Genomic DNA, 24,921 nt, shown 5'->3' with positions numbered 1-24,921 from the left:
ACATTTTGCCTATTGGCCTGTTGTGTTACTATTTTTAATCCGTATCCATATTACCATGCAAATAATAGAACGGAAAGGGATTAGTTCTATTTTATTGACATTTATGCATTTAACAAAAATAGATTCCATGTCTTTCGTTTGTAATGTTCTCGCCATTTTTCCAACTTTACAAACTCTATTCTAGCTAATTCTTGTATGAGAGGATCAATTCCGCCATTTTCTCAGGTGATTTCGTGTTTGAGACTTTTCTCATATTGGTAACCAATTTGTCTCCGTCCTCCATAAGTGAGTTGAATAACTCGGCCATGGATAGGTCATGCAACTCCTCTTCCTGGTTCACATTTGCAATGCCGAGTGATTTGAATAAAGATGCATTCAACAACTGATCTCCCCTGCTTTGAGAAGCGGACAGCGGAATCAGCAGCATTGGCTTTAAGACAGACAACAATTCAAATATTGCATTGGAGCCTGCACGGGATACAGCGTAATCGGAAGCTGCTAATAAATGTGGCAGTCCTTCAGTGACATATTCAAACTGTATGTAGCCTTTCGTATGCTCTAATGATTCATCAATATTACCTCTACCGCAAAGGTGGATGACATCGAACTTTTTGAGTATGGTTTCCAATTCCTTTCGAACGGCCTCGTTAAGCACTGCCGAGCCTTGGCTACCGCCCATCACAATGAACACTGGTTTATCTCCTGTCAGGCCAGCAATGCGTAATCCTTCATTCCTGTCCCCTTGGAATATTTCAGGCCGGATGACAGCCCCTGTACATGTCGCTTTTCCTTCAGGCACATAATCAAGCGTCTGCTCAAAAACAGTGAAAATATGTTTTGAAAAAGGAAGTGCCAGCTTGTTCGCCAATCCCGGTGTTACGTCCGATTCGTGGACAACGACTGGGATTTTCGCGAGCTTTGCCGCCAATACAACCGGCACAGAGACAAATCCGCCTTTCGAGAAAATAATTTCCGGCTTCACTTTGCGCAATATCGAAAACGCCTGGATGACGCCCGCTCCAACGCGAAATGGATCAGAAAAGTTCTTCATGGAAAAATACCGTCTTAACTTGCCGCTTTGGATGGCATGATAGATCACTTCTCGATGGCCTTCCTTTATCAATTCTTTTTCGATTCCATCATGGGAACCGATATAATGGATTTCATATCCTTTTTCAATGAAGACAGGAATTAGCGCTTCATTGACGGAAACATGCCCTGCCGTTCCGCCACCTGTCAATAGTATTACCGGCCGTTTCATGTGGCCATTCACCTCATCTGATTTTTATTAAGCAATTCAGGCTGAACATCTACTTCAAACACCTCTAAAGACGATCGAAAACTACGGTTCAACATATACCCTATTTACTTCTTTGTTATTATAGCAGACAAATCATGTTACAATGTTGATTGATTTACGTCCGTTTTTTTACTGATGGATATGTCCGTTGTTGCTATGAAAGGGGTATTATTAGTGGAACAAGCTTTGCCGCTTCGCCAAAAAACATTGAACTTCACAAAAATAGTCATTCCGATACTCGTCACCCAAGTTGCACTCTATATGATGACTTTTTTTGATATCCTCATGACGGGACGTTATCATACGCATGATCTTGCGGGTGTTACAATTGGATCATCTTTTTGGGTGCCGGTCTATACAGGACTTTCAGGAATTCTGATGGGACTAACCCCGATGATCGCCCATTACATAGGGGGCAATCGTAAGAACGAGGTTCGCCCGTCGGTTCAACAAGGGCTGTATGTATCAATCGTTCTTGCTGCAGTCGTTTTTACGATCATGTTGTATGCTGTTATCCCATCCCTTCAGCATATGCCGCTAGAAGGCCAAGTTAGGATAGTTGCTGCGGATTACTTGAAAGGAATGAGCATTGGATTACTCCCGCTATTCGCTTATACCGTTCTGCGTTCATTTTTTGACGCACTCGGATCGACGCGAGTATCGATGTCAATCATTCTCTTATCTGCACCGATCAATATTATACTCAATTATTTACTCATCTTCGGGAAATTCGGATTTCCAGAACTGGGTGGAGCTGGTGCAGGTTATGCTTCCGGCATTACCTATTGGATTGTTTTCGGTATTACATTCGTAATTGCAAAATTGCGGAAGCCGTTTCAAACTTTCACCCTTTTTTCCAATTGGGAACGCGTCTCTTTCAAAAGATGGAAAGAGATTTTGAAAATCGGTCTGCCGATTGGATTATCAATCTTTGTGGAAATTAGCATTTTTTCTGTTGTGACACTTCTAATGAGCGGCTATTCGACTGAGACGATTTCTGCCCATCAGATAGCATTGAATTTCACTTCACTCCTCTATATGGTGCCGCTAAGCATTTCAATGGGCGCTACGATTCTGGTCGGCCAATCTGTTGGCGCACGACGGATGAATGAGGCTAAGCATTACAGTTTCCTAGCAGTCGGGCTTGCCGTTCTGTTCAGCTTTATTTCAATCGTCATCTTATTGACGTTCAGAGAGCCGATCGCTTCCCTTTACACGACCGACAAGGCGATCATTCAACTCTCAGTACATTTCTTCCTGTTCGCTGCGTTCTTTCAGTTGTCAGATGCGATCCAAGCACCGATTCAAGGTTCTTTACGCGGCTATAAGGATGTAAATATGACGTTCTTAATGGCGATCATTTCATATTGGGTGATCGGCTTGCCTGTAGGTTATTTGACTGCAACCTATACTGATCTCGGGCCATATGGATATTGGGTTGGCCTTATTACCGGGTTAACGATTGGAGCAATCACGTTAAGTGTTCGTCTGTTTCATCTCCAAAGAAGAAACTTAACGAAATGAATCCCGATGCCGTTTATACGGCTCGGGATTTTTCAGTCTAAAATACTTGTTCTCTTCATTTTCACTTTCACATCTACTTCGATTGGAATCGTCGCATACGTTTCCTGCCATTTTCCGCGTTTCCAGAGCTCCGGATGGAACGCATGGACTCTTCTGCCGAAACCGATAATATCACTTTTCGCTTCTTGCGTTTTTTTAATGATTGCTTCGAAATCCTTCTTTATCTTGTCGGCGAGGAATATTTCCGCCTCTCTTCGGGTTTCTTTTTTGTACAAATCATTTTTAGGAAATTCTTCAACACTAAGATCGATGACGTAGTTAACATCAATCTTCCCATTGGAGATTTTCATCTTTCTATTAACGTTAATGATTTCAATCGTGATGGGACTTTTCTTTTCCTTCCATTCATATGTGAGGCGGGTATACCTTCCTTGCATTTTTTTCATGATGGCTGCTAATATCGCTTCTTGCTTCTTTAGAGTCTTCCCCGTAAAATGTTTGTTGCTGAACAAAGCAATCCCTTCGATAGTAGGTATTTCATTTTCGTTTATGATTATATATGGCAAACTTAAGTCCATCGATTCATCAAGCAGCAATTTAGCCGTCTCTCCCAATGTGTTTTCTGCAACATATGTATACAGGACAGCGGTACGCAGCAGCTCCGGATAGAAATCCGCAATATCGGTTTTAAGTTCACCCGAAGGATTGAAATATTGTTCCATATCGCCTTCGACAATCGCGATATAGCTCGTAATCCTATTCCTCGGATACCTAAAAAACTGATCTAACGGTTCATATAGATCTTCTTTAGCAATCTCAGCCGACACTAATAATACTTCAAGATGAGAAATGTCCAGCGCTTCCATCGTTCGATGGTTAGCATCTTCACGGGCCTCTCTCGTCGAAAGTCCTTTCCCCTCGGATTTACTATAATTGATTTCCCCGTTTTCGAAAGTAGGATAGGAAAAATTCGCTTTCACTCCTTCGTCTTCTTTTGTTATCCCCATGACCGGAACGATTGTCACATCTTTGTATTGAGCCTCATCCCAACAACCCCCCAGTAAAATTACTATCAATGGCATGACCACTAGAAATCCCTTTTTCAATTCTTTTTCCCCCTATTCATCAAAATGACAATGGCTGGAAACAATATAGAAAAAACCATATGGACATAGATGGAGGATTGTCGAACAATTTCAATCCGGTCTTTCGTCGCCAAATAAGCTGGAATGATGACGAGAAGGGAATGGAATAGAAAAATATTACGGTTGCTGAGATTTTTGGAATGAAGTTTTCGTACATGGATGCACATGAACGTATAAATCGTAACGGTTATTATGCTCCAACTTGCCCATATGAATAGAAAGAACAGATCCAGGCGTTCAACAAATGATACTTTCTGCGATTTCAGCAAGTGCAGCAGAGGCTCCGTTGCAAATTTGAAACCTTTCACCGGGAAAAAGAGAAGAACGAAAACCAATATTGTAAAGAAAAACAAGAACCATATACATTGGTAAATGAAAAGCGGCTTTCCTTTTACCGGTTCATCCTCTTTAACATACTTTCGAAGAAATAGGTAAATCTCCACACCAATGAATGTTATCTGAGATATAAATAACCCTTTCAACAGGGACTTATAATCCGTTAAATTAATTGGAAAAAGCCATGTCCATACCAATTCCGGTATAGCCATGAATACAAATAAGAGGAAGAATGGAATCATCGGTATGATGACAACCGGTAAGTTGATGACCGTTTCCGGCCGTCTCGTATTTGCATACAATGATACCCCAACGATGATGGCCATCGTGACAATCTGAGGGGTGTTCGGAAAAATCCAAATGGAGAGCGTGTAATTGATATAAGCCAAAAAGGAAACCATGATAAAAAACCAATAAGCAATATAGAGATGGGAGATAAACGGACCTGGATTGAACCGTTTATAAAACTTCTCAAAAAGCATCAATTGCACGTAATGGATGATTCCGGCAATGATGAAGACGATCCAGGCATTCGATCCTGAAGCATTAATTAAACGAGATTGGAACGAAATGAAAACTGTTCCTGTCTGAATGATGAACAATAGCAAGAAAAACTGGATTCTTGATAATGTAAACATCATGATTTCCGGCCTTTCTTTTTGTTGATGAATGTAAAAGTCTGTTGCTGTTTATTAAATTTAGAGTATGGCATGCGGAACAACACATTCATGAATCTTGTTGTGTCCAATGGAATGAAAGGCGAAAAATACGGCTGCTTCAATGAAGATAACGACAAAAGGTGAATAACTAATAGTAAAGTTCCGATTGCCATACCGAAAAAGCCGAAAAGTGCCGAAGCCAACATGAATGGGAACCTTATTATCCGAATGGACATATTCATTTCAAGCGTAGGGATGACAAAACTTGAAATTGCAGTCAATGCAACGACAATGACCATTAAATTAGATACGAGGCCTGCATTAACTATCGCATCTCCGATAATCAAACCGCCCACAACACCGATTGTCTGTCCGATCGGCTTCGGAAGCCTAATACTCGCCTCTCGGATCAATTCAATGAACACTTCCAATATGATTGCTTCGAAAATTGGACGATATGGGATTTCGTTAATCGCCAACTTCACTTTTTTACTAATTTCTATTGGCAATATCTCCGAGTGAAAGCCGACGACTGCTATATAAAATGCCGGGAGGTAGATGGCCATCACCAAACTCATGATCCTCAAGAGTCTGAAAAACGAACCGACGATGACTCGGCCATTAAAATCATCAGGAGATTGATAAAACGAAAAAAAAGATATAGGTGCGATTAAAGCGGTTGGTGAATTATTGGTAAAGATAGCTATCCTCCCTTCCATCAAATTCATAACAACCCGGTCCGGCCGCTCAGTATTGAGGAATTGAGGGAAGGGCGAGAAAACGGAGTCCTCAAGAAAATCCTCAAGTTCACCGGTGTTAAGAATTTCTTCATCTTGTATGTCTCGTAGACGGGATTCTAATAATTCAACAACGTTTTTGTCCGCAATGGTAGAAATGAATAGATAGGTAATTTTCTTCTTTGGCTCTTTGCCTACTTCAAAAGATTTAACGACGAGGTCACTTCTCTCAAGTTTTCGACGTATAAGTGTAAGGTTTTGTTGTGTACTTTCAATGAAGCCATCATGGGGACCACGGACAACTTGCTCAGCTTCCGGTTCATTAGGTGACCTGCTGAAAGAGCTTTGCGCGGAAATGGTCAACATTACTTGGGAATCTTGAAAAATGACGACTGTCAGGCCGCTGCATACGGCTGTTATAAGCTCAGCTTCCGAATACGGCTTGACTTCTGAGACAGCTGTTTTCCCCCAATTGCTCATTTTCTCAGCTGCATATTGTTGAATAATAGTAATCTGTTTGTTTACTTCAGCTGTGTCAACCAGCGATGAATAATAGCATAAAATCCCTTTACCGGTCGGCCAGTCTACATCTATAATAACGAAATCTGTTGAATTGAAAAAAAGTTGTTTCAAGCTTTTTTTATCGATCACCGGCTTACCTTCATTGGCCAATACGATCACCTCACTCGTCAAGTATCGCCTGCTGCGAACACTTTTATGCAAAAAAAGAACATGACTGGTAACTCCCAGCCATGTTCTTTCTATCTCTTATTTTTGAATGAATTGTTGTGTCCAATATTGACCGTTTGCATCATAACCGATTCCGATATGGGTGAAGTTCGGTGTCAAGATATTTTGTCTATGACCTGGAGATTCCATCCACGCTTTGACAACCTCTTCTGCGGAACGTTGGCCCATTGCGATGTTTTCAGCAGCTGAACGATACGTAACCCCGTTCGCTTTCATTTGATCGAAAGGAGAGCCGTATGTCGGGCTTGTATGTGAGAAGTAGTTTTTAGTCGCCATATCCGTTGATTTTTGACGAGCCGAGTTCATGAGATTCTTGTCGATTTGCAATGGTTGCAATCCGGCTTTCTGTCTTTCGGCGTTCGTCAAGTCAAGAACCGCTTGTTCAATCGCGGAGATATCATTTTGAACCTGATTTTCAACTGGTTTTGCTTGTTCTGCAGGTTTTGCCTGTTCCACTGGTTTGGCCTGCTCTACTGGCTTAGCTTGTTCTACAGGTTTCGTTGGTTGTACTGGAGCAGGTTGTTCAACTTGTTTTTTAGGTTCAGGTTTAACCTGTTCTGCAGGTTGTGCTACTTTCACTGGTTTTGATTCTAGCGGTTTCTTCACCGGTTGAGCGGATTGTTGAAAAGTAACCTCTATATTTTTACCAAAATATTTTTCTAGGTCATTCAAGTACATGTTCACATATTGGTTAACTTCCTCAGGATTGTAAGCAGAAAATTTCCCTTCATATACATAGTACTGAACGTTTTGCACCGCTTTTTGTGTTTCCAATTCGTTATTGTTATAAGAAGCTTCTGCACTGTTGTTCGACATTAGAAGCGCCGAACCGAGCAAGATGACAGACATCGTTTTTTTCATCTTATTACTCCTCCCTTCGCAAACTATCATAACGCATGCGAGAAGGGAAGAATCGGAATTAAATCCCAGTAGAACCAAAGAATTTCTGAACCCGATGACAAAGGTGAATGAAAAACGTTGGAATTGGCTTGTTTTGGTCAATACGACTATTATTGTAACTAATAAGGGGTTGACAGTAAGCTCATAGACTTACAATCCTACGTACTCTATTTGGTTGATCCCTTCTCCGATAATTACAAGTCTCGGTTCCATTTTCACATACTCGGGAAGCCAATTCACCATTCCATATGCATATTGGAAAAGGTACGGGTTCGGTATTCCTTTCACAGGTACATAGCCTTTCATCCGATATACCGTATCCGGCAATGATCTGACCCAATCTTCAAATTCATCCTTATCAACTGGCTTATCGAAGGTAATCAATTTGGAGGTCAAAGGAAGATTTTGTCCAGAAACAATGGATTCCCTTGTCGGATTTGGAACGTCACTAAGCATTTTCTCAATGAAGGAGAAAGAGATATCTGCATTCGTAGTTTGAATGATGGGCGCCGTACTATTAAAATTCGAAAGTTCCATCGACACTGTCGCCAATTCGGATTCCGATAACAAATCAGCTTTATTTGCCAATAAAATATGAGCATGACGAATCTGTTCCATGAACAATGAACGGATTTGAGGCGACATCTTATCCCTTTCCAACCAACGCTTAGCATCTGCAACTGTTACAATACCTTTGATTTGTAAACGTTCAGCGAATAAAGGAGAGTAAACAGCGTCTAGCGCTTCGACAGGGTGAGCGGCACCTGTCGTCTCAATCAATATGACATCAATGTCATCATTCTCTTCCAGCAAGCCTTGTAGCTGCGCCTCCGTTTTTTCTGAACCCGTGCAGCAAATGCATCCATTCAAAAGTTCTTTTAACGGGATGTCTTTTTCTTTGCCGACTGTATCAGAATCAATGGAAATAGAGCCGAATTCATTCATAAAAATAGCCGGCTTTTTTCCTTCCTCTTTTAATTGGGAAATCAAATTTTTCAATAAGGAAGTTTTTCCACTTCCCAAAAAACCGCTTAACAAGTATACGTCAATCATGAGTATCCCTCTTTTTTTACATGAAAAGCGCCCATCCGTGAAGGAGTGGACGCTTTCCAATCATTTTTTTATCTGTTCCATTAAAACTTCTTTTGCTTTTAGCAACTGCGGGTCTTCTTCTTGGATTTTATTTCTCAGTTCGTTCATCAATCCATAAGTCGTGTCCCCCACGAGGACGCCATCTTCTTTCAAAGATAATGCCTTTTGAAGTTCTAAAACGGCAGTCTCCGTCGTTTGATCGAAGAGACCGTCTATTTCACCTGGGTCATATCCGACAGCGCTTAACATTTCCTCTGCTGTTTTTATTGCAGGTGATACCATTCCCTCTTTCATTTCCATGGATGGATCAAGGAACGGGAGCATCGCATATGAAGGGTAAGGAACTTCAATGTCAGGCTCAATTCCTTTTTCGTGTATCCAGTTGCCGTCAGGCGTCAACCACTTCGCTGTTGTCAACTTCAAATTGGATCCGTCCGGCAAGTCTTTTGGTGTCTGAACGGTACCTTTTCCATACGTTTTAATACCGATGAGCGGTACATTTGCAGATTCCTTTAAAGCGCCTGCCAATATTTCTGAAGCGGAGGCACTGCCGTCATCGATAATCAGAGTGACAGGAACTTTCACTTTCCTTCCGTCAGAAGCGACATACACTTCGGGGTTATTCCCTTTACCTTCATACTGAAAGAGGTTCTTATCCTTCTCAACGAATAGGTCTGAAATGTCGATAGCTGTGTTCAACATGCCACCAGGATTTTGACGGACGTCCATGATAAGACCTTCCATGCCTTGCTTTTCCATTTCATCAAGTGCAGCCAATAACTCTTCATATGTGTGCTCAGAAAAGCTTGTAATATGAATGTGGGCAATATTGTTATCAAGCATTTCTGCATAGACCGTTTCAATTGGAATGACGTCTCTAACAATTTTCACGTCAAATGGCTCTCCCATTTCGCCGCGACGGACGGAAAGGGTCACAGTTGTACCCTTTTTACCGCGTATGAGAAGGACAGCTTCTGAAGAGGACATTCCTTGGATGCTCTTGCCGTCGACAGCGATGATCAGATCATTTGGCAAGAGTCCTGCACGTTCCGCGGGTGAATTTTTAATTGGTGAAACAATATTTATATACCCATTTAACTCTTGGATTTCTGCACCGATTCCTTCAAAACTCGAAGAAATGCTTTCAGTTAATTGACGTGCTTCCTTTTCATTTAAATAATCTGAAAAAGGATCACCCAATGCTTCGATCATACCGTTTATGGCACCATCAATCACGGCAGATTCATCAATTTCGTTATAATAGGTCTTTTTCATTTCATCATAAGCTTCATATAGCTTTTTAAATTCCTTGCGATCTGTCGTCGGGTTTTGAGGACTGACCACTTCCACGACCTTATCCTCACCTGTCGTCAATGCAAAAAATGTCACAGCGGCAGTCGCAAGGACGAGGCCGAATATGAGCATGACTAACGAGAACGGTTTTATTCGTATATATCGCTTTGCCGGCGGTTCATAGTTTGTTTCAGCTTCATGTCCGCCATTTTTCTCTTTTTCGTCCATCCCATTCCCCACTTTCTTTCCCGTTATACCGGTTTATTCAAAAAAAGACCGCCGTTTATCAGCGAGCGGTCCTCCGTTGCACGATTATTGAATTGCCGCTTCAAGTGCTACAATAATCATGTCATTAAATGTCGTTTGGCGTTCTTCCGCAGTTGTGACTTCTCCAGTAAGAATATGATCACTTACAGTCAATACGGCTAATGCCTGTCTTCCGTATTTCGCAGCCAATGTGTAAAGGGCCGCAGCTTCCATTTCAACTGCTAACACACCGTATTGTGCAAGTTTTTCATGCTCAGCATGCTCATTGTAGAAGAAGTCTTCTGTGTAAATGTTACCCACTTTCAACTTTAAGCCTTTTTCCAAACCAGCATTGTAAGCTTTCAGCAATAAATCAAAATCTGCTGTCGGAGCATAGTCAACTCCATTGAAAAACGTACGGTTGATCGGTGAGTTCGTCGTCGCGCTTTGAGCTAAAATGACATCACGGACGTGTACGTCTTTTTGAATAGCTCCACAAGTTCCTACACGAATCAGTTTCTGTACATCATATTCTTGCATTAATTCATTGATGTAAATGGAAATGGAAGGAACACCCATGCCTGTTCCTTGAACAGAAATGCGCTTCCCTTTATATGTTCCTGTGTATCCGAACATATTCCTCACTTCGTTGTACTGTGTTACATCCTCTAAGAATGTTTCTGCGATATATTTTGCCCGCAATGGGTCTCCTGGTAGAAGAATCGTATCTGCAATATCGCCTTTTTTCGCATTAATATGTATGCTCAATTTATCCGCCTCACTTTCAAATTTCTTTTCTAATCATACAGTTAAACCGCTTTTTATGCAATGAAGATAGTCGTTCCATCCTATTGAAAACGCTCTTTGTACAATTCATATAATTCATCAAAAACGACACTTGGCATTTCGGGGTCCGCCTTCTCCTCCAAGTAGCGGGAAAGCGGGTCGAAGCCTTTTTCGTCCTTCGGGAAACTATGGTCATTGAACACTGCTTCAGCAAAGGCGGATTTTTCATCGTCTTTCTTCCCTCCCCGGAAAGATAAAACAAATTGATAAAAAGAACGATCCATCCTCGAACCTCCTTTCAGTCATTGAATAAGTGTGTATATTCACCGTAGCCTTCTTCTTCGAGCTTGTCGGCAGGAACAAAACGAAGAGCTGCAGAGTTAATGCAATAACGGAGGCCAGCCGGACCCGGGCCGTCAGGGAAGACATGTCCCAAGTGGGAGTCGGCTGTCCTGCTGCGTACTTCTGTCCTACGCATTCCGTAACTTGTGTCAAAATGCTCTGTCACTTCTTTGCTCTCAATCGGTTTCGTGAAGCTTGGCCATCCACATCCGGCATCATACTTGTCTTTTGAACTGAAAAGCGGCTTCCCGGAAACGATATCAACGTAGATCCCCTCTTCATAATGGCTATCGAATTCATTGTTGAATGGTGGTTCTGTTCCATTTTCCTGAGTCACATAATACTGCATTTCCGTCAAAGTATTTTTAAGTTCTTCCTTCAAGATTGATCACCCCAATGTTCAGTTTTGAATCGTTCACGCCCGGAACCTATTGAATAGCGTTCATAATGTGATGGGTTTTTCATGTAATAGTTTTGGTGCCCCTCTTCAGCGGGATAGAACGGTTTTGCCGGCAAAATATCTGTTTGAATCGGCTTGTCGAATTTCCCTGAGGAGTCAAGCTCCTGTTTGGATTTGACAGCAAGCTCTTCTTGTTGCTGTGAATGAGTGAAAATCGCAGTGCGATACGATTCTCCCCGATCGAAGAACTGTCCTCCCACATCTGTTGGATCGATTTGGCGCCAAAAAATAGATAGAAGCTCCTCATATGAAATAATCTCATCGTCAAAAGTGATTTGAACGGCTTCGCGATGTCCCGACGTATTTGTGCAGACGAGTTCATATGATGGATTTTCCACATCTCCTCCTGTATATCCGGAGACGACGGACAAGACTCCATCATACCGATCGAAAGGCTTTACCATGCACCAAAAACACCCTCCGGCAAATGTCGCTTTTTGAATTGGCAAGTTTACCCCTCCTCATTTAGAATGCGCAGGGCGCCCGACTAGAAACGACGGGCATAAGACGAAGATGCGAAGTGGCGCTCTTTGCCACGCAGCATATTCGACTTATGACCCCGAGTTTCTGGCGCCCGAAGCTGGACTTCAATCATTAGGTATCGTCACTTCAAGTTCAATATTATCATTCACAAGATCCACCGATTTAGCCCTAACTTGCAAATTGCCTGCTATTTCAAGATCCGTCAAGTGGATGAATATCTCTTCCTCTTTTGGTCTTACAATCATCCACGGAGGCAGTTTGACTGAATCACGCAATACACTTAATACCGTCGAAGGTGGAAGTTCCAATTCTGCAATTTCCATAGAAGTCTGTTTCAGCATTAAGTTACCGTCTTTAAGTACAACCGGATCAAAATGCATCATGAGGGGGAATGTAATTCCGAAGGCAGTCAATTCCGAATGAAGCACGACATCATCCTTCACTTCCATAGTTACAGGAAGCCGTTCTCCCTTCATTGCTTTCCGGATATAATTATTCGCAAGCGCCTCCAAATCGCTCCGGGTCGCTTTGACGCTCAACACGCTGCCCTTCGGCGTAAATTGATTCAAAGGGGGAAGCGGATCCGAATCCCCCGGACTTTCTAAGAACATAAATAAAGCAATAATACCGGTCGCTAAAAGGCCGACCAGTACGAAAAATGCTATTTTCCAAAGATTCACCAACGGTCACCTCTACATATCCAATTTTCCATCCGACAATTCCGTCAAACCGCATTGGTCGATCTTTTCAATAAAGCGATTTGCCATCGATTCGTATCCTTTCGCATTTGGATGAAAAAAATCGGAATGGTATACCATGTTTTCATTGCTCACAAATAAGTCGACTACAGGGACGTAACAAGCTTTTCCGTCCATAATTGCCTGAATTTCGATTGCCTCATTCCAGTCAGCGATAACCGTTTCAAATTCATTCGCTTCCTCCGTGACAATGGACAACGGATTATATAAGCCCGAAACGACGATTACTGCGTCCCCGTTCAGTCCTCGAATGATCTTGAATATTTCATCTAGTCTATTTTCAAATTTACCCAATTCAACATAGAACGGTTTTGCAGTCAAATTGAAAAGATTCTCTTTGACGATTTTCATCATGTCATTTCCGCCGATTGTCATATAAATGACATCCGCCTTTTTAATCTCTGTCTGGATATCCTCTTTTTCCAATTGATCAATTAATTGATCGCTTCGCCTTCCTCTTTTGGCCAAGTTCTTCGAATCGATCTCATCTACGCCTTTCCAATCATTCATTGCAAGAGCAACACGCCCGAAATAACCGCCCCTTTTCAGCTCATCCCCCACTCCTTGGGTAAGTGAATCCCCAAGTCCGATAACAGTGACCTTTTCGGGAATGAAATAATCCGGGACATTAAAGTCCGACAGTGCCAAACTTTCCCTTTCAGAAAATGAAGATGTCTCGAAGACGACTCTTTCCTGGCATCCGGATAAAACGAATGAGAAGACGATGAATAAGAAAACTCTTCTCATAAACACAATTCCCCTTTTTTCAGTTATTGAACCGCCCGAAGGTCGATCAGTCAGTATAATACATGAAACCGATTGCGCCTTCGCCTGTATGTGTGCTGATGATCGGGGAAGTGAATGAGAATTTGACATCCTTCAAACCCGAATCTTCCATTAGCTGTAATAGCGGTTCCGCCATCGCCATCCCATTTGCATGAGATATGCCGATCGAGCGTATTATTTTCCCAGCGGTCTCTTCCTTGAATGCTTTGAAAAGATGTGAAACGACTTGTTTATGGCTGCGCGCTTTCCCTACAGGTGTATAGACGCCGTCTTGCAACGTCGCAATCGGTTTGATGTTCAATAAAGAACCGATCAATGCCTTGCCTTTGCCGATACGGCCGCCTTTCACGAGATTATCTAACTTGTCGACGACTACAAATAGAGTCGTGTTTTTACGTACATCCGTCAATCTGTCAATAATCTCCTTGGAACTCTTACCTTCGCTCGCCATTTTGGCAGCTTCGACGACTTGGAACGTCAAAGCATGGGAGATGAACATAGAATCGATGACAGTCACTTTCGAGTCTGTCATTTCAGCAGCAGCTTCCGCTGATTTGACAGTTCCACTCATGCCACCAGTCATATGGATAGAGATGATTTCGCTCCCGTCTTCTCCGAGGCGGTCATACAAATCTTTAAAAACTCCTGCAGCCGGCTGCGAGCTTTTAGGAAGCTCTTTGCTTCCATTCATTTTTTCAATGAAAGATTCAGGTTGCAAATCAATTCCATCCGTATACGTATTGCCGTCAATATGAATCGTTAGCGGGACAATATGAATATCAAATTGATCAGTATAGTTTTCAATCAAATCTGCAGTTGAGTCCGTTACGATATGAATTTTCTTCAAGTAAAGCACTTCCTTTACATTTTTGAGGCAGTCAAAAGTCAGCTGTTAGAGGTTCTATCAAATATCAAATAAGAATACGGAATGCCTTCTTCCGTAAAATGATCTTCCGACTCCGATACAAGCTTCCAGCTATTATTATGTTCAGGGAAATATGTATCCCCTTCATATTCTTTTCGGATGATCGTTATGTATAGACGATCGGCAATGTCCATCGATAAGTTGAAAATTTCGGCTCCACCGATAATGACTACTTCATCCGAATACTCTTTTCCTCGCTCAATCGCTTTTTGAAGATCATGGAAAACTTCCACCCCTTCAGCCTCGTAAGCTTCATTACGGGTTACGATAATGTTCAATCTTCCAGGCAGCAGCCGACCGATTGATTCGAACGTTTTCCTTCCCATGATAATGGCTTTACCCAGTGTCACTTTTTTAAAGTATTTCAGCTCTTCCGGGATATGCCAAGGCATTTTATTATTGATACCGATTACCCGGTTCAAATCGTATGCAACAAGTAAAGAAATCATATTATCATCCCTCCGCTTTTGTAATCGTCTAGACTCCGGGCAGGCGCCCAGCGCTTTTGTTTTAGACTGCTATTGGTGCTTTTATTTTTGGATAAGGGTCATATCCCTCAACATTGATGTCTTCGTATGTCAATTCAAAAATGGATTTGTCTCCAATATTCAATTGAAGCGTAGGCAGTTTTTTCGGAGTTCTCGACAATTGCTCCTTCACTTGTTCCATATGATTCAAATAAATATGTGCATCCCCTAACGTGTGAATGAATTCACCGACTTCCAAATTGCATTCATGCGCTATTAAATGTACGAGCAATGCGTATGAAGCAATATTGAACGGCACTCCAAGGAATACATCTGCACTCCTTTGATAGAGCTGGCAGGATAGCTTGCCATCCGCAACGTAAAATTGGAATAACGCATGGCAAGGCGGTAGAGCCATATCGTTCACTTCCGATGGATTCCAAGCGGTGACAATGTGTCTGCGCGAGTCTGGATTTCGCTTAATCCCCTCAATCAATTGTTCTATCTGATCGATTACGCCATCCCCAACACCCCAAGATCTCCATTGCTTTCCATAGACTGGTCCCAAATCACCATATTTAGCTGCAAACTCGTCATCTTCGAGAATGCGTTTTTTGTAAGCTGTCATTTCAGCCTCGTATGTACGTGCAAATTCTTCATCTTGAAGACTGCGCCTGCCGAAATCCGACATATCCGGCCCCTCATACTCCTCGCTATTAACCCATCGTTCGAAGCCCCACTCATCCCAAATTGGATTTCGATCATTTATCAACGTCCGAAGAGTCGTGTCTCCTTTTAAAAACCATACTAACTCAGAAGCAATCAATCGGAATGCCGTTTTTTTCGTTGTCATTAACGGAAATCCTTGTTGGAGATCGAATCGCATCTGATAACCAAAAACACTTATTGTTCCGGTCCCTGTTCGATCTTCCTTCACTGTTCCATTTTCAAGAATATGTGAGCATAACTCTAAGTATTGTTTCATGTAATAAATCCTCCTTATTCTTAATTGACAGTATAGCAAAAATAACTATCAATATCGCCTCAGCAGTATTGCATCAGGAGTTTTTATTAAATGTGCTTAATAAACTTCCTAGAATGTGTGAGATTAAGTTTCGTGATCCAAAATAATTCTTGCCAGCGTTGCATATATTACATATGAAAACGACCAGGGGATGTGATTACCTTTATAGAAAGGGCACTGCTTTTCATCATTATGTTAAGAGTAATTTCAGGAAGTATAGAAATAACAGCTGCAGCATTCATGTTTAAATTTAATGATTTAGAAAAAGCCTTTTATATTAATTCGCTACTTGCCTTAGTAGGTCCCTTTATTTTAATTGTTACGACAGGAATAGCCTTACATGGTCTGACTGATAAAATCTCATTAGCAAGAATAATTTGTCTGTTCGCCGGAATTTGCCTCATTTTTTATAGTTTAAAATCAAATTAAAGGCTTCCTTATTTACATATCTGCATTATGAAAAGGACCCTTACAGCTCACAATTGCTGTTAGGTCCTTTTTTTTTATTCCGCGGTAACGGGCAGTAAAATCTTCACTGATGAAGTATCGCTTTATGTTACTTCACTCGATCCTCCAATTTCATTGACTTTAATGAACTTAAAAACAATGAACGCTAGGACAGCTCCCAGTACACCTGCGATAATATAACTGCCTTTGAGAAAATCTTTCATGGCTAGTGACATAAGAGGGGGACCTGCTGCAATACCGATAAATCTTGCTGAACTATAAAAAGAGGTAACGGTGCCTCTAAACTCCTTTTTAATATTTTCTGTAATAATTGTGTCAAGTGCAGGCAATAAACCGCCAATTGCGATGCCCACTACACTAGTTACGACTAACAGAAGGATCAGTTTTTTGCTTGTAAACCCAACGAAAATGACGCTAGCGGACATTGCGATTAAGCTTACAATCATTACTTTTTTAATGGTCGGTAGACTCCCTTTGATTTTCCGACCGGAAACAAAAGAAGCAATACAAAAAAACAAAAGCGGAATTGCCAGAACGAAACCTTTCTTAATGCCCTTTATATCATGGACTTTTTCAAGGTTTTCCGATAAGAAAAACAACATACTGAATAAAACCAGCATCACAACAACCCCGTTAAGAAATACGGTATACAACCATTTACCATCTGTTTTAAATATTTTTTTTGTGTTACCTAAAAACTTCTTAAACTTTACTGGCTCATCTTTTTCTTTTGGGACTTTAACAAAGAAAAAGATGAGTGCAATTGAAATTAAACTGAGCGCTGAAATGGCGAAGAATGGCAGGAACCATAATATTGCGGCAAATACTGAACCTAAGATGGGGGCTAACACTTTTCCAAAAGCGTTCGACGTTTCAATAATACCTAAACAAGAACTCATTTTTTCGCTGTCATCGTTATAGAGGTCTCCTACGAGTGGCATTACAATTGGCATGGCTCCAGCCACCCCTATACCCTGTAAAACCCGGCCAATAATAATAACCGAGTAAGGGTCTTCCATCTTCCATGAAGCAAACCCAGCTACCAGACCTCCGATTAAAGCAATGATTAAACTTGGTAATATCACCATTTTCCGCCCAAAGCGGTCTGACAAATAACCCGCTACTGGTATAAGGAAAATAGCCGCAACTGAATAGCTGGTAATGATCATACTCGATTGAAATGATGTAATTCCAACCTTGTCTTCCAATTTAGGAAGTACGGGAATCAGCATGGAATTTCCTAGCGTCATGATGAGAGGAATTGAAGCCAAACTTACAATACACCACACACTCACTTTATCAACACTTTTTTCCAATACCACACCTCGTCCAATCTAAATTTTGCTGATTAAAGGTATGGTTTCCATACGTGTTCATTTTATGCGTTCAACCTATCCATATTTATTACTAATCCCTTCCCCAAATCAAATCAATAATCACTCTTTTTCTAGGCACGCGTACATTGTATAACCATCTAACAATTGTTGTAGATACCCATTGGCAAATTAATGCTTGAATAATAATTTCCCACACAATGACGTAACCAGTAATAACAAAGATGATACCATTGATCCAAAATAGTGACTTTCCTGGATTGATTTTCTTATACTTAGCAATGATTAGCGCAATGACTCCTACGCCACCGTTTGATACACCCTGCCTTAGAAGAACAGCAATTCCCGTGCCCAAAAAAATAGATCCGAATAATAAGTCGAGCGAAACAGTTGAGAATGGGGATTCCAAAGACACTTCAAATAGATTAACGGAGATCGAGGTGACGGTAATCCCAAAGAGGGTGCCAATCGTACTTTTGCCGCCGAGATAATGTAAGGCAAATAATAACATTGAAGCATTCATGATCCAAAGAGCCAGACTTAACGGAATTCCGAACCAATAGTTCAGCAATACTGTAAATCCGCCTGCTCCACCTGAAGGGATATAGTTTGGAAATAAAAACACGCCCATGGCAAAGCCTTGGATAACGGCCCCTATTGTCACAAGAATATATTTTCTTAAGAAACTGCTAATATTTTTTGCGGGTTGTCTACGACCTTTTCTTTTCACTTGGCATCATCCTAATTTGATATAGCACAATGGTTTGTACTATATAAGTCTATGCTTTGAAAAAAGAATGGATACCATAATTTTGCCGGGACATTCGTCTATTCGACTGCCCCGGCAACTTCTTATAGGACCGCTTTAGGTACTGGTTTGAGCTGATAACTAATCTCTTCCGACCTGTCTAGTTTGCTATGTTTCGGCTCAGCAAGGATCTGCTTCAAGATTTGATTCACAGTAGAAGTGAAGGTGGCGTGATCTCGTTGTCTTGGCCTCGAAAGTGGAATCGCTAAATCCTGGGCAATCATTCCATCTTGGAGCAGGATGACTCGATCTGCCAATGCTACCGCTTCTTCCACATCATGTGTAACGAGTAACGCCGTAAACCCGTGTTTCTGCCATATGTTTTCAATTAGGCTCTGCATCTCCAGACGGGTAAACGCATCGAGTGCTCCGAGCGGTTCATCGAGCAGCAATAGACTTGGCTGATGGATGAGGGCTCTCGCTAATGCAACCCGCTGTTTCTGACCTCCAGATAGTTTGGCAGGCCATTCATGGATTCGATGTTCGAGACCAACATTTCTTAATACAGCCATAGCCTCTTCCCGGTGCGATCCTTTCAATCCTAAGGCAACATTCTCCAAAACCCTCTTCCAAGGCAGTAGGCGTCCATCTTGGAACATCATGCACGATTGTCGATTGATGGACATTAATTGTTCGTCCTCAATCAGGATCTGTCCGTACGAAGGTTTCTCCAAACCGGAAAGTAGCCGAAGCAACGTGCTTTTCCCACAGCCGCTCTTTCCGACAATAGCAACAAATTCGCCTTTGCGTATGTTCAGGGATAATTGATCAAGCACTTTTGTGCCGTTATATGATTTCTTCAAATCCTTAAGCTGTATGTGAAATTGTTCTTCTTTCATGCTCATCCTCCACCCCTAAAGTTGTTTCGCGTAGCCTGGATGCCATTTTAGACATCGTTGTTCAAGGAAGCGTGCAATTATATCAGAAAATTTACCGAGGAAGGCATACAGTAAGATGCTCAGGAGTATGACATCCATTTGCATGAATTCCCGGGCATTCATCGCCATATAGCCGATTCCGGATGTGGAGGAGATGGTTTCAGCCACAATGAGGGTAATCCACATTATTCCGAGAGAAAAGCGAATTCCGACTAAGATCGAGGAGAGGGCTCCTGGGAAGATCACGTTGAAAAATAGGGAGATTCTATTCAAGCCATAAATCTTTCCCATCTCGATTAGCCCTAAGTCGACAGATTTAATGCCGTGGTACGTGTTAATGTAGATCGGGAATAGTACTCCTGATGCAACGAGAAAGATTTTCGCTTCTTCCCCGATTCCGAACCATAGAATGACGAGCGGAATTAGCGCCAGATGTGGAATATTCCGTAGCATCTGTACGGAAGTATCAAATAACAGTTCAGATGTACGAAATAATCCGTTCACGAGTCCTAAAATGAACCCGATACTTCCTCCAATCAAGAAACCGATTAAAGCTCTCCTAAGACTCACCCAAACATGATGGAACAGCTCTCCTGATTGAGTTAGCTTAACTGCTGCCATTAGGACGTCCGATGGCGCAGATAGGGTTTTAGCTGACAGGATTTCTGTCATACTTGTTAGTTGCCAGATGATCAGAAGCAGAAAGGGTACGACCCAAGGGAGTGTTTTGGAAAGGGTCTTTGTAACGACGGGTCTCATTTCCCCCCATCCTTTTCAAATGAAAATACCCGTTCCTTTACGTTAATTTTTTGGGGGATGATTCCTAATTCATAGAAAGTGTCTGCGATTGACTGCTGTTCATTTATGATTTCTTCGGAAATCTCTTTCTCTACTCCATGTACCCTTCTTTCTACCGCTAACTTCATGGAAGCTTCATCGATCCCTAAAATATCTGAGAGCATCTTCGTAAGTTCTTCAGGATTTTCATTGGCCCAGTTACTGGAGTTCTGGATTTCTTCAATTACTTCCTTCAAGATGTCGCTATGTTCAGCGGCAAAGTCTGACGATGAGAGAAAGAAATCACGGTCCGTAGTTAACCCTTCACCGTTTACTAAAAGTCGTGCACCTGTTGAGATTTCCGTATCGGCCGTATATGGATCCCAAACCACCCAGGCATCGATGTCCCCTTTTTCGAACGCAACGCGTGCATCCCCCGGCGACAGAAATGCCGGTGTAATATCCTCATACTTCAGGCTTGCTTTCTCCAAAGCTTTTACAAGTAAAAAATGGGAGCTAGAACCCTTAGCAAAACCGATTGTTTTTCCTTTCAAATCCTCAAGTTCTTGGATGGGTGAGTCACCCTTCACCAAAATTCCTGAACCTCTGAACTTCGAGAATGCGACAGCTATATATTGCAGTGAAGAACCCGAGGCCTGCGCAAAGACCGGTGGAGAATTACCAGTTCTTCCGAAATCGACACTCCCCATATTTAAAGCTTCAAGAAGAGCTGGACCTGCTTGAAATTCATGCCACTCAACTTTATATCCGAGCGGTTCTAACCGTTCCTCTAACGTTCCTAAGTTTTTTAAGATGAACAAAGGACCATTTTTCTGATAACCGATCCGAATTTTTTGGTCTGAAGTAGTTTGAGATTTTGCATCTTCAGTCGTTCCACAAGCACTCAAGGCCAACCCCATAACTAAAAGTAGGCTACTAAATAATGCCAACTTATGTTTGAATCTCTTTACTATCATCAGTGGTACACATCCCTTCAATATTTCTGCCATTTGATGGTAGTTGGGCAAATAGCTGATACATACAAAGTATGCATTGAGGTGAATAAGGGCTTAGGCGTGATGCCCGGAAAGTAACCTGATAGTAAATCATCATACGGAACATATTTAGAATGCTAAGGTTACAATTTGGCATTTTCTAGGGTGACTAAGAAATTTTCATAAAGAAAAAACACTCGTTATTTCGACGAGTGTTTTAACATTTTTAAGATAACCATTTTGGCGGTGTATTCTTGGACCAATAAATATCTCCAAGTGAATGATGCACTGTAAAGCCGTCTTCTGCAGTATGATAATGGAAATTATAGAAATATCCGTCCTGTGGCCTTTTCTCTGTCCGTACATGAAAACGGATTAGATCTTTATCGAGCACTTTGTCAGAAACGTGGAACATTTTTTCTGCATAATCCCCGGAAGGATATTCAGTAATGGATAGCATGCTATTTCCAAAACTTTCTGTGGAAGCGACTGTGCGTTGGATAACCTCTTCAATTTTAGGGAAAATGATTTCCTCGAATTCGTCTTCAATGACCGGTCCGATTTTCGAACCGAATTTCAAGTATGCCAATTCCTTAGCGGGCTGAAAAAGGGCTTCTTCAATTGACAAAGGTTGTTCAAATGGTTCACTTTCGAAAATGGAATCCTCTAACCCTAACCGTAAATCATGTTTAGATGAAGTTGGAAGGTCTGCTTCCCTCGTATCGTCTTTAGGCTGAAGAGTTGTCCAAATTTCATGGCTAGGCGAAATGACGCCAAGAGTAAGGACTGCAACGAGTGCAATAATAAAGTTCTGTAAATGTTTTTTCATCAGGTCACCTGCTTTTTATTATGTGTTTAGAAATTTCCAATTACTCAATTACTATTATTATTTGATTCTTCTATGTTTCATTGGCTTATTCATATTACGAAATGGGCTTGAAAAGGTTTCATATTTCTTAAATTCATTGTACAATAAAAATGAAGATAATTGTGAGGTTTTATGAAGGAGGTTTTTATAAATGAACGTGGAATTACTTATGGGAATCGGAATGCTCGTACTCGTCCTTTATTTGAGCTCATTGAACTTTACAAATTGATACAAGAAGCCGTCCTTCCTGAAACGGAATGGACGGCTTTTTCATTTTGACAAGAAACCGAAATGGAACTTGGTGTTCGGCCTAATTTTTCGTTGCAATGCAAATTGGTCGAAGACTTTCGAATCAAACCGATCTTTCACTACTACTCGACGGGCACATACCCGGAATGCTTCTTCCATCCATTTCGCTGATAAGGATGTGTGTACGCCCGCTTGGCGAAGAGGTTTGAAATTCGATGACTCTTCAATCGGCGCATGAAACATCGGATCAATATAAACAACGTCCCAAGAGCGATCCGGCTCATTCGCTAGAAACTCTACTGCTTCGGATTGAATGACTTCAATGCGTTTCATGGATGCCGCCAATGCTTCCGTCGAAGCTGGAAATTGCCGAAGGCCTGTTTTGGTTAAGAATGCAACAGTAGGGTCCGCTTCCAGACCTACACACTTACCTTTGCTTCCTATAATAAAGGAGGCAATAATGCTATCTGAAGCAAGACCGAGTGTACAATCGAGGAACGTGTCCCCTTCCGTTAAAGCACTCGCCTCGATCAAAGGATCTTTTTCACCTTTCAACATGCGCTTCAAACGAAAAGCTGCTGAATTCGGATGGAAGAATAACGGTTGCTCCATTCCTACGCGGAAAAGTTCATAACGCTCTTTTCCGGCTACAAGGACATCCGCTTCGTATTCACGTTGCATACGCAATACGGACCGTTTTTTCCTTTCCACAACTGGATATCCGAGGTCCCTGCTAGCGATTGCAGCCAATTCATAAGTGATCGGATCTGGTCTTCCAGCCGTTGTAATGATCGTATTATTTGCCACAAACTTGTTCAAGCACGCCGGTCAAATGATCTTTAATCTGTTCCATCTCAAAGTTCTCGATTTGCTCCCTTGGGATGAAATAGGCGAGCTTCCCGTCTTTCCATACGGCGATTGAAGGAGAACTTGGAGGGACTTCAGGAAAATAGCTTCTCATCATTTCAGTCGCTTCTCGATCCTGTCCTGCAAACACAGTGAATAAATGATCCGGTTTTGACTCAGTTGCTTGCAAAGCCTCCCGGACAGCTGGACGTGCAAGCCCTGCCGCACAGCCACAAACAGAATTGATGACAATTAGCGCAGTCCCATCAAGGGATGTCATCGTCCCTTCGACCTCTTCGGAAGTTGTTAGCTCAGTGAATCCAAATTGAACGAGCTCTTCCCGCATCGGTTTCACGATACCTTTCATATACTCATCATAAGCGTTCATAATCCATTCCCCTTTCGACAATTCAAATCAATTCTATCAGCATCATTCTACAATGAATAAAAAGCGATTTCATGTTTTCGATATTACTTAAACCAAAAAGTGATTGCAGTTGTTTACATAATATAATTATACGAACAATCACGGTTATACTAATTAATCGGTGGAATTGCTATGGATTTCTGTCATCTGCTTCCAGATGGAACCCTTCGCCTCTTCCCCTTCAGTAATTCTTGCAATGGCCATCCTCACTTGCAACTTCACTTCGAATTCCGTGTCGTCTTCGGCATCATGCAATGCGGGTAATGCTTTTTCGGTCCCCGTTTCGTAAAGGAACATGGCAGCGCGCCATCTGACGAGCTTGTTCTTATCTTTCAACGCCCCGATGGCAGCACTCTCAAAACCGGCAAACCCTAAATCGCTCATGCAATCGCCTGCCGTTCTGCGAACCGCCCAACTCTTATCTTTCAACGCTTTTTCTACATAAGGGATGACAGACTCATCCTCGATCATTCCGAGGTAGACCGTTGCAAGACGTCGGATCGACATCTTTTCATCATCCAATGCCCGATCAAGCAAAGGAAGATCCGAAATATCTGGATCTGGCATCTGATCGATCAGTTGGAAACGTTTTTCCCATTCTGGAACGTCAAAATCTGGCAACGTGACTTTGCGCTTCCGTTCTTCCACATTGCTTTTCCCCTGTCCAAATTGGCGAATAATTTCCTGCAACCGATCTTCCGGATAGGCCGCTTCAACTTCCAGAACGACAGTTTCACCAATTTCCTGCTTGTCTCCATATCGGATGCCGTAGTCAGCCCATTTCCTAAGGAGGATATAGTTCTCCACCTCAGTACTATGGACTTTTTCCATTGCATCGCGAAAACGTTCACTCAGCCCAAATCTTAGTTCGGAATCACTGTCGAAAACTTTCACTTGAAGAGGAATGTCCTTATACGTTTGGACGTGGACATACACTTCTCCATAATGATCATCCGGTGTTTTTTCGGAATCTCTGTCTACATGCACAGATTCGTCATTGAAGACAGCTTGCACTTCCGCAAGAATGTCTTCCCAAGCGATATTGCCTACTCGTTCGACCGCCATGAAATCCATGACGTGGTAAATTCCTTTAACCCCTTTGATTGCAAGTATTTTCGAAACAGGGTGAGGTGCTCCCTCTGCATCTTCATTTTTATAGTTATGGCTGATACCCATAGGTAGTGTTTCATCCAATATGATCTTCATTGAATTCGGACTTGGTGTCGGTTCTATCGTTACAATTTTCATTTCGAAAACT

General features: G+C 41.9%; 27 protein-coding genes. 2 read left to right on the top strand and 25 right to left on the bottom strand.

Going from position 1 to position 24,921, the window contains the following annotated elements:
- Nucleotides 1-184 precede the first annotated feature (184 nt).
- The gene (gene murG, locus AB1K89_RS00665) at nt 185-1,261 is read right to left on the bottom strand and encodes an undecaprenyldiphospho-muramoylpentapeptide beta-N-acetylglucosaminyltransferase (protein ID WP_413052908.1); all 1,077 of its coding nucleotides are present in this window, start codon (nt 1,259-1,261) and stop codon (nt 185-187) included.
- A 213-nt stretch (nt 1,262-1,474) separates the two neighbouring features.
- Here murG and AB1K89_RS00660 point away from each other — a divergent pair, with 213 nt between their 5' ends.
- Nucleotides 1,475-2,824 carry an MATE family efflux transporter gene (locus tag AB1K89_RS00660; RefSeq protein ID WP_413052907.1) on the top strand — a complete coding sequence of 450 codons (1,350 nt, stop codon included), beginning with the start codon at nt 1,475-1,477 and terminating at the stop codon, nt 2,822-2,824.
- 32 nt (nt 2,825-2,856) lie between these two features.
- Here the strand turns inward: AB1K89_RS00660 and AB1K89_RS00655 are convergent, their stop codons facing one another.
- The 15 genes from AB1K89_RS00655 to AB1K89_RS00585 form a co-directional block, all read right to left on the bottom strand.
- Entirely contained in the window at nt 2,857-3,930 is a 1,074-nt protein-coding gene (locus tag AB1K89_RS00655) for a Ger(x)C family spore germination protein (protein WP_413052906.1), read from the bottom strand.
- A complete protein-coding gene (locus AB1K89_RS00650) occupies nt 3,927-4,946 on the bottom strand; it encodes a GerAB/ArcD/ProY family transporter (protein ID WP_413052905.1) in 1,020 nt (339 codons plus the stop codon). The genes AB1K89_RS00655 and AB1K89_RS00650 overlap by 4 nt, the downstream gene beginning before the upstream one ends.
- The gene (locus AB1K89_RS00645; protein WP_413052904.1) at nt 4,943-6,394 is read right to left on the bottom strand and encodes a spore germination protein; all 1,452 of its coding nucleotides are present in this window, start codon (nt 6,392-6,394) and stop codon (nt 4,943-4,945) included. Before AB1K89_RS00645 ends, AB1K89_RS00650 begins: the two co-directional genes overlap by 4 nt.
- Before the next feature lie 75 nt (nt 6,395-6,469).
- Entirely contained in the window at nt 6,470-7,312 is an 843-nt protein-coding gene (locus AB1K89_RS00640) for a CAP domain-containing protein (protein WP_413052903.1), read from the bottom strand.
- 189 nt (nt 7,313-7,501) lie between these two features.
- On the bottom strand, nt 7,502-8,404 hold the full coding sequence (locus AB1K89_RS00635; protein ID WP_413052902.1) for a CobW family GTP-binding protein: 903 nt from the start codon (nt 8,402-8,404) through the stop codon (nt 7,502-7,504).
- Between the two features lie 60 nt (nt 8,405-8,464).
- Complete coding sequence (locus tag AB1K89_RS00630) at nt 8,465-9,964, bottom strand: lmo1851 family serine protease (RefSeq protein ID WP_413052901.1); 1,500 nt, start codon at nt 9,962-9,964, stop codon at nt 8,465-8,467.
- Nucleotides 9,965-10,048: 84 nt separating this feature from the next.
- Nucleotides 10,049-10,750 carry a purine-nucleoside phosphorylase gene (gene deoD / locus AB1K89_RS00625; protein WP_413052900.1) on the bottom strand — a complete coding sequence of 234 codons (702 nt, stop codon included), beginning with the start codon at nt 10,748-10,750 and terminating at the stop codon, nt 10,049-10,051.
- A gap of 80 nt (nt 10,751-10,830) precedes the next feature.
- Nucleotides 10,831-11,052 carry a YozE family protein gene (locus AB1K89_RS00620; RefSeq protein ID WP_413052899.1) on the bottom strand — a complete coding sequence of 74 codons (222 nt, stop codon included), beginning with the start codon at nt 11,050-11,052 and terminating at the stop codon, nt 10,831-10,833.
- A 14-nt stretch (nt 11,053-11,066) separates the two neighbouring features.
- The gene (msrB, locus tag AB1K89_RS00615) at nt 11,067-11,495 is read right to left on the bottom strand and encodes a peptide-methionine (R)-S-oxide reductase MsrB (protein ID WP_413053420.1); all 429 of its coding nucleotides are present in this window, start codon (nt 11,493-11,495) and stop codon (nt 11,067-11,069) included.
- Nucleotides 11,489-12,019: a peptide-methionine (S)-S-oxide reductase MsrA gene (gene msrA, locus AB1K89_RS00610; RefSeq protein WP_413052898.1), complete on the bottom strand. Its 531-nt coding sequence runs from the start codon at nt 12,017-12,019 to the stop codon at nt 11,489-11,491. The genes msrB and msrA overlap by 7 nt, the downstream gene beginning before the upstream one ends.
- 138 nt (nt 12,020-12,157) lie before the next feature.
- On the bottom strand, nt 12,158-12,733 hold the full coding sequence (locus AB1K89_RS00605) for a YpmS family protein (RefSeq protein ID WP_413052897.1): 576 nt from the start codon (nt 12,731-12,733) through the stop codon (nt 12,158-12,160).
- A gap of 12 nt (nt 12,734-12,745) precedes the next feature.
- On the bottom strand, nt 12,746-13,558 hold the full coding sequence (locus AB1K89_RS00600; protein WP_413052896.1) for a GDSL-type esterase/lipase family protein: 813 nt from the start codon (nt 13,556-13,558) through the stop codon (nt 12,746-12,748).
- A gap of 46 nt (nt 13,559-13,604) precedes the next feature.
- Complete coding sequence (locus AB1K89_RS00595; RefSeq protein ID WP_413052895.1) at nt 13,605-14,444, bottom strand: DegV family protein; 840 nt, start codon at nt 14,442-14,444, stop codon at nt 13,605-13,607.
- Nucleotides 14,445-14,482: 38 nt separating this feature from the next.
- Entirely contained in the window at nt 14,483-14,971 is a 489-nt protein-coding gene (locus AB1K89_RS00590; RefSeq protein ID WP_413052894.1) for a dihydrofolate reductase, read from the bottom strand.
- Nucleotides 14,972-15,032: 61 nt separating this feature from the next.
- Nucleotides 15,033-15,974: a thymidylate synthase gene (locus AB1K89_RS00585; protein ID WP_413052893.1), complete on the bottom strand. Its 942-nt coding sequence runs from the start codon at nt 15,972-15,974 to the stop codon at nt 15,033-15,035.
- Between the two features lie 192 nt (nt 15,975-16,166).
- Here AB1K89_RS00585 and AB1K89_RS00580 point away from each other — a divergent pair, with 192 nt between their 5' ends.
- Complete coding sequence (locus AB1K89_RS00580) at nt 16,167-16,442, top strand: YqhV family protein (RefSeq protein WP_413052892.1); 276 nt, start codon at nt 16,167-16,169, stop codon at nt 16,440-16,442.
- Nucleotides 16,443-16,564: 122 nt separating this feature from the next.
- On the opposite strand, the gene AB1K89_RS00575 is transcribed toward AB1K89_RS00580, so the two are convergent.
- The 9 genes from AB1K89_RS00575 to AB1K89_RS00535 form a co-directional block, all read right to left on the bottom strand.
- Complete coding sequence (locus AB1K89_RS00575) at nt 16,565-17,731, bottom strand: MFS transporter (RefSeq protein ID WP_413053419.1); 1,167 nt, start codon at nt 17,729-17,731, stop codon at nt 16,565-16,567.
- A 157-nt stretch (nt 17,732-17,888) separates the two neighbouring features.
- Nucleotides 17,889-18,545 carry a YitT family protein gene (locus AB1K89_RS00570; RefSeq protein WP_413052891.1) on the bottom strand — a complete coding sequence of 219 codons (657 nt, stop codon included), beginning with the start codon at nt 18,543-18,545 and terminating at the stop codon, nt 17,889-17,891.
- A 122-nt stretch (nt 18,546-18,667) separates the two neighbouring features.
- Entirely contained in the window at nt 18,668-19,462 is a 795-nt protein-coding gene (locus AB1K89_RS00565) for an ATP-binding cassette domain-containing protein (protein WP_413052890.1), read from the bottom strand.
- A 15-nt stretch (nt 19,463-19,477) separates the two neighbouring features.
- Nucleotides 19,478-20,260 (bottom strand): aliphatic sulfonate ABC transporter permease SsuC, encoded by a 783-nt coding sequence (ssuC, locus tag AB1K89_RS00560; RefSeq protein ID WP_413052889.1) that lies wholly within the window; start codon nt 20,258-20,260, stop codon nt 19,478-19,480.
- Nucleotides 20,257-21,255 carry a sulfonate ABC transporter substrate-binding protein gene (locus tag AB1K89_RS00555; protein ID WP_413052888.1) on the bottom strand — a complete coding sequence of 333 codons (999 nt, stop codon included), beginning with the start codon at nt 21,253-21,255 and terminating at the stop codon, nt 20,257-20,259. Before AB1K89_RS00555 ends, ssuC begins: the two co-directional genes overlap by 4 nt.
- 244 nt (nt 21,256-21,499) lie before the next feature.
- Nucleotides 21,500-22,102, bottom strand: coding sequence for a YpjP family protein (locus tag AB1K89_RS00550; protein ID WP_413052887.1), 603 nt, complete (start codon nt 22,100-22,102; stop codon nt 21,500-21,502).
- Between the two features lie 309 nt (nt 22,103-22,411).
- The gene (locus tag AB1K89_RS00545; protein WP_413052886.1) at nt 22,412-23,197 is read right to left on the bottom strand and encodes a class I SAM-dependent methyltransferase; all 786 of its coding nucleotides are present in this window, start codon (nt 23,195-23,197) and stop codon (nt 22,412-22,414) included.
- Nucleotides 23,187-23,624, bottom strand: coding sequence for a BrxA/BrxB family bacilliredoxin (locus tag AB1K89_RS00540; RefSeq protein ID WP_413052885.1), 438 nt, complete (start codon nt 23,622-23,624; stop codon nt 23,187-23,189). Before AB1K89_RS00540 ends, AB1K89_RS00545 begins: the two co-directional genes overlap by 11 nt.
- Nucleotides 23,625-23,777: 153 nt before the next feature.
- Nucleotides 23,778-24,911, bottom strand: coding sequence for a conserved virulence factor C family protein (locus AB1K89_RS00535; RefSeq protein ID WP_413052884.1), 1,134 nt, complete (start codon nt 24,909-24,911; stop codon nt 23,778-23,780).
- Between the last annotated feature and the right edge of the window lie 10 nt (nt 24,912-24,921).

It is taken from the genome of Sporosarcina pasadenensis (assembly GCF_047228845.1).
In the GTDB taxonomy this organism is placed as follows: domain Bacteria; phylum Bacillota; class Bacilli; order Bacillales_A; family Planococcaceae; genus Sporosarcina.
This window is presented reverse-complemented; position numbering and strand designations above follow the sequence as displayed.

Coding starts and splice junctions, on each gene's coding strand:
- murG (WP_413052908.1), bottom strand. CDS start 1,261: ATGAAACGGCCGGTAATACTATTGACAGGTGGCGGAACGGCAGGGCAT.
- AB1K89_RS00650 (WP_413052905.1), bottom strand. CDS start 4,946: ATGATGTTTACATTATCAAGAATCCAGTTTTTCTTGCTATTGTTCATC.
- AB1K89_RS00640 (WP_413052903.1), bottom strand. CDS start 7,312: ATGAAAAAAACGATGTCTGTCATCTTGCTCGGTTCGGCGCTTCTAATG.
- AB1K89_RS00635 (WP_413052902.1), bottom strand. CDS start 8,404: ATGATTGACGTATACTTGTTAAGCGGTTTTTTGGGAAGTGGAAAAACT.
- AB1K89_RS00630 (WP_413052901.1), bottom strand. CDS start 9,964: ATGGACGAAAAAGAGAAAAATGGCGGACATGAAGCTGAAACAAACTAT.
- AB1K89_RS00620 (WP_413052899.1), bottom strand. CDS start 11,052: ATGGATCGTTCTTTTTATCAATTTGTTTTATCTTTCCGGGGAGGGAAG.
- AB1K89_RS00600 (WP_413052896.1), bottom strand. CDS start 13,558: ATGAGAAGAGTTTTCTTATTCATCGTCTTCTCATTCGTTTTATCCGGA.
- AB1K89_RS00590 (WP_413052894.1), bottom strand. CDS start 14,971: ATGATTTCTTTACTTGTTGCATACGATTTGAACCGGGTAATCGGTATC.
- AB1K89_RS00585 (WP_413052893.1), bottom strand. CDS start 15,974: ATGAAACAATACTTAGAGTTATGCTCACATATTCTTGAAAATGGAACA.
- AB1K89_RS00575 (WP_413053419.1), bottom strand. CDS start 17,731: ATGACGCTAGGAAATTCCATGCTGATTCCCGTACTTCCTAAATTGGAA.
- AB1K89_RS00565 (WP_413052890.1), bottom strand. CDS start 19,462: ATGAAAGAAGAACAATTTCACATACAGCTTAAGGATTTGAAGAAATCA.
- ssuC (WP_413052889.1), bottom strand. CDS start 20,260: ATGAGACCCGTCGTTACAAAGACCCTTTCCAAAACACTCCCTTGGGTC.
- AB1K89_RS00555 (WP_413052888.1), bottom strand. CDS start 21,255: ATGATAGTAAAGAGATTCAAACATAAGTTGGCATTATTTAGTAGCCTA.
- AB1K89_RS00550 (WP_413052887.1), bottom strand. CDS start 22,102: ATGAAAAAACATTTACAGAACTTTATTATTGCACTCGTTGCAGTCCTT.
- AB1K89_RS00540 (WP_413052885.1), bottom strand. CDS start 23,624: ATGAACGCTTATGATGAGTATATGAAAGGTATCGTGAAACCGATGCGG.
- AB1K89_RS00535 (WP_413052884.1), bottom strand. CDS start 24,911: ATGAAAATTGTAACGATAGAACCGACACCAAGTCCGAATTCAATGAAG.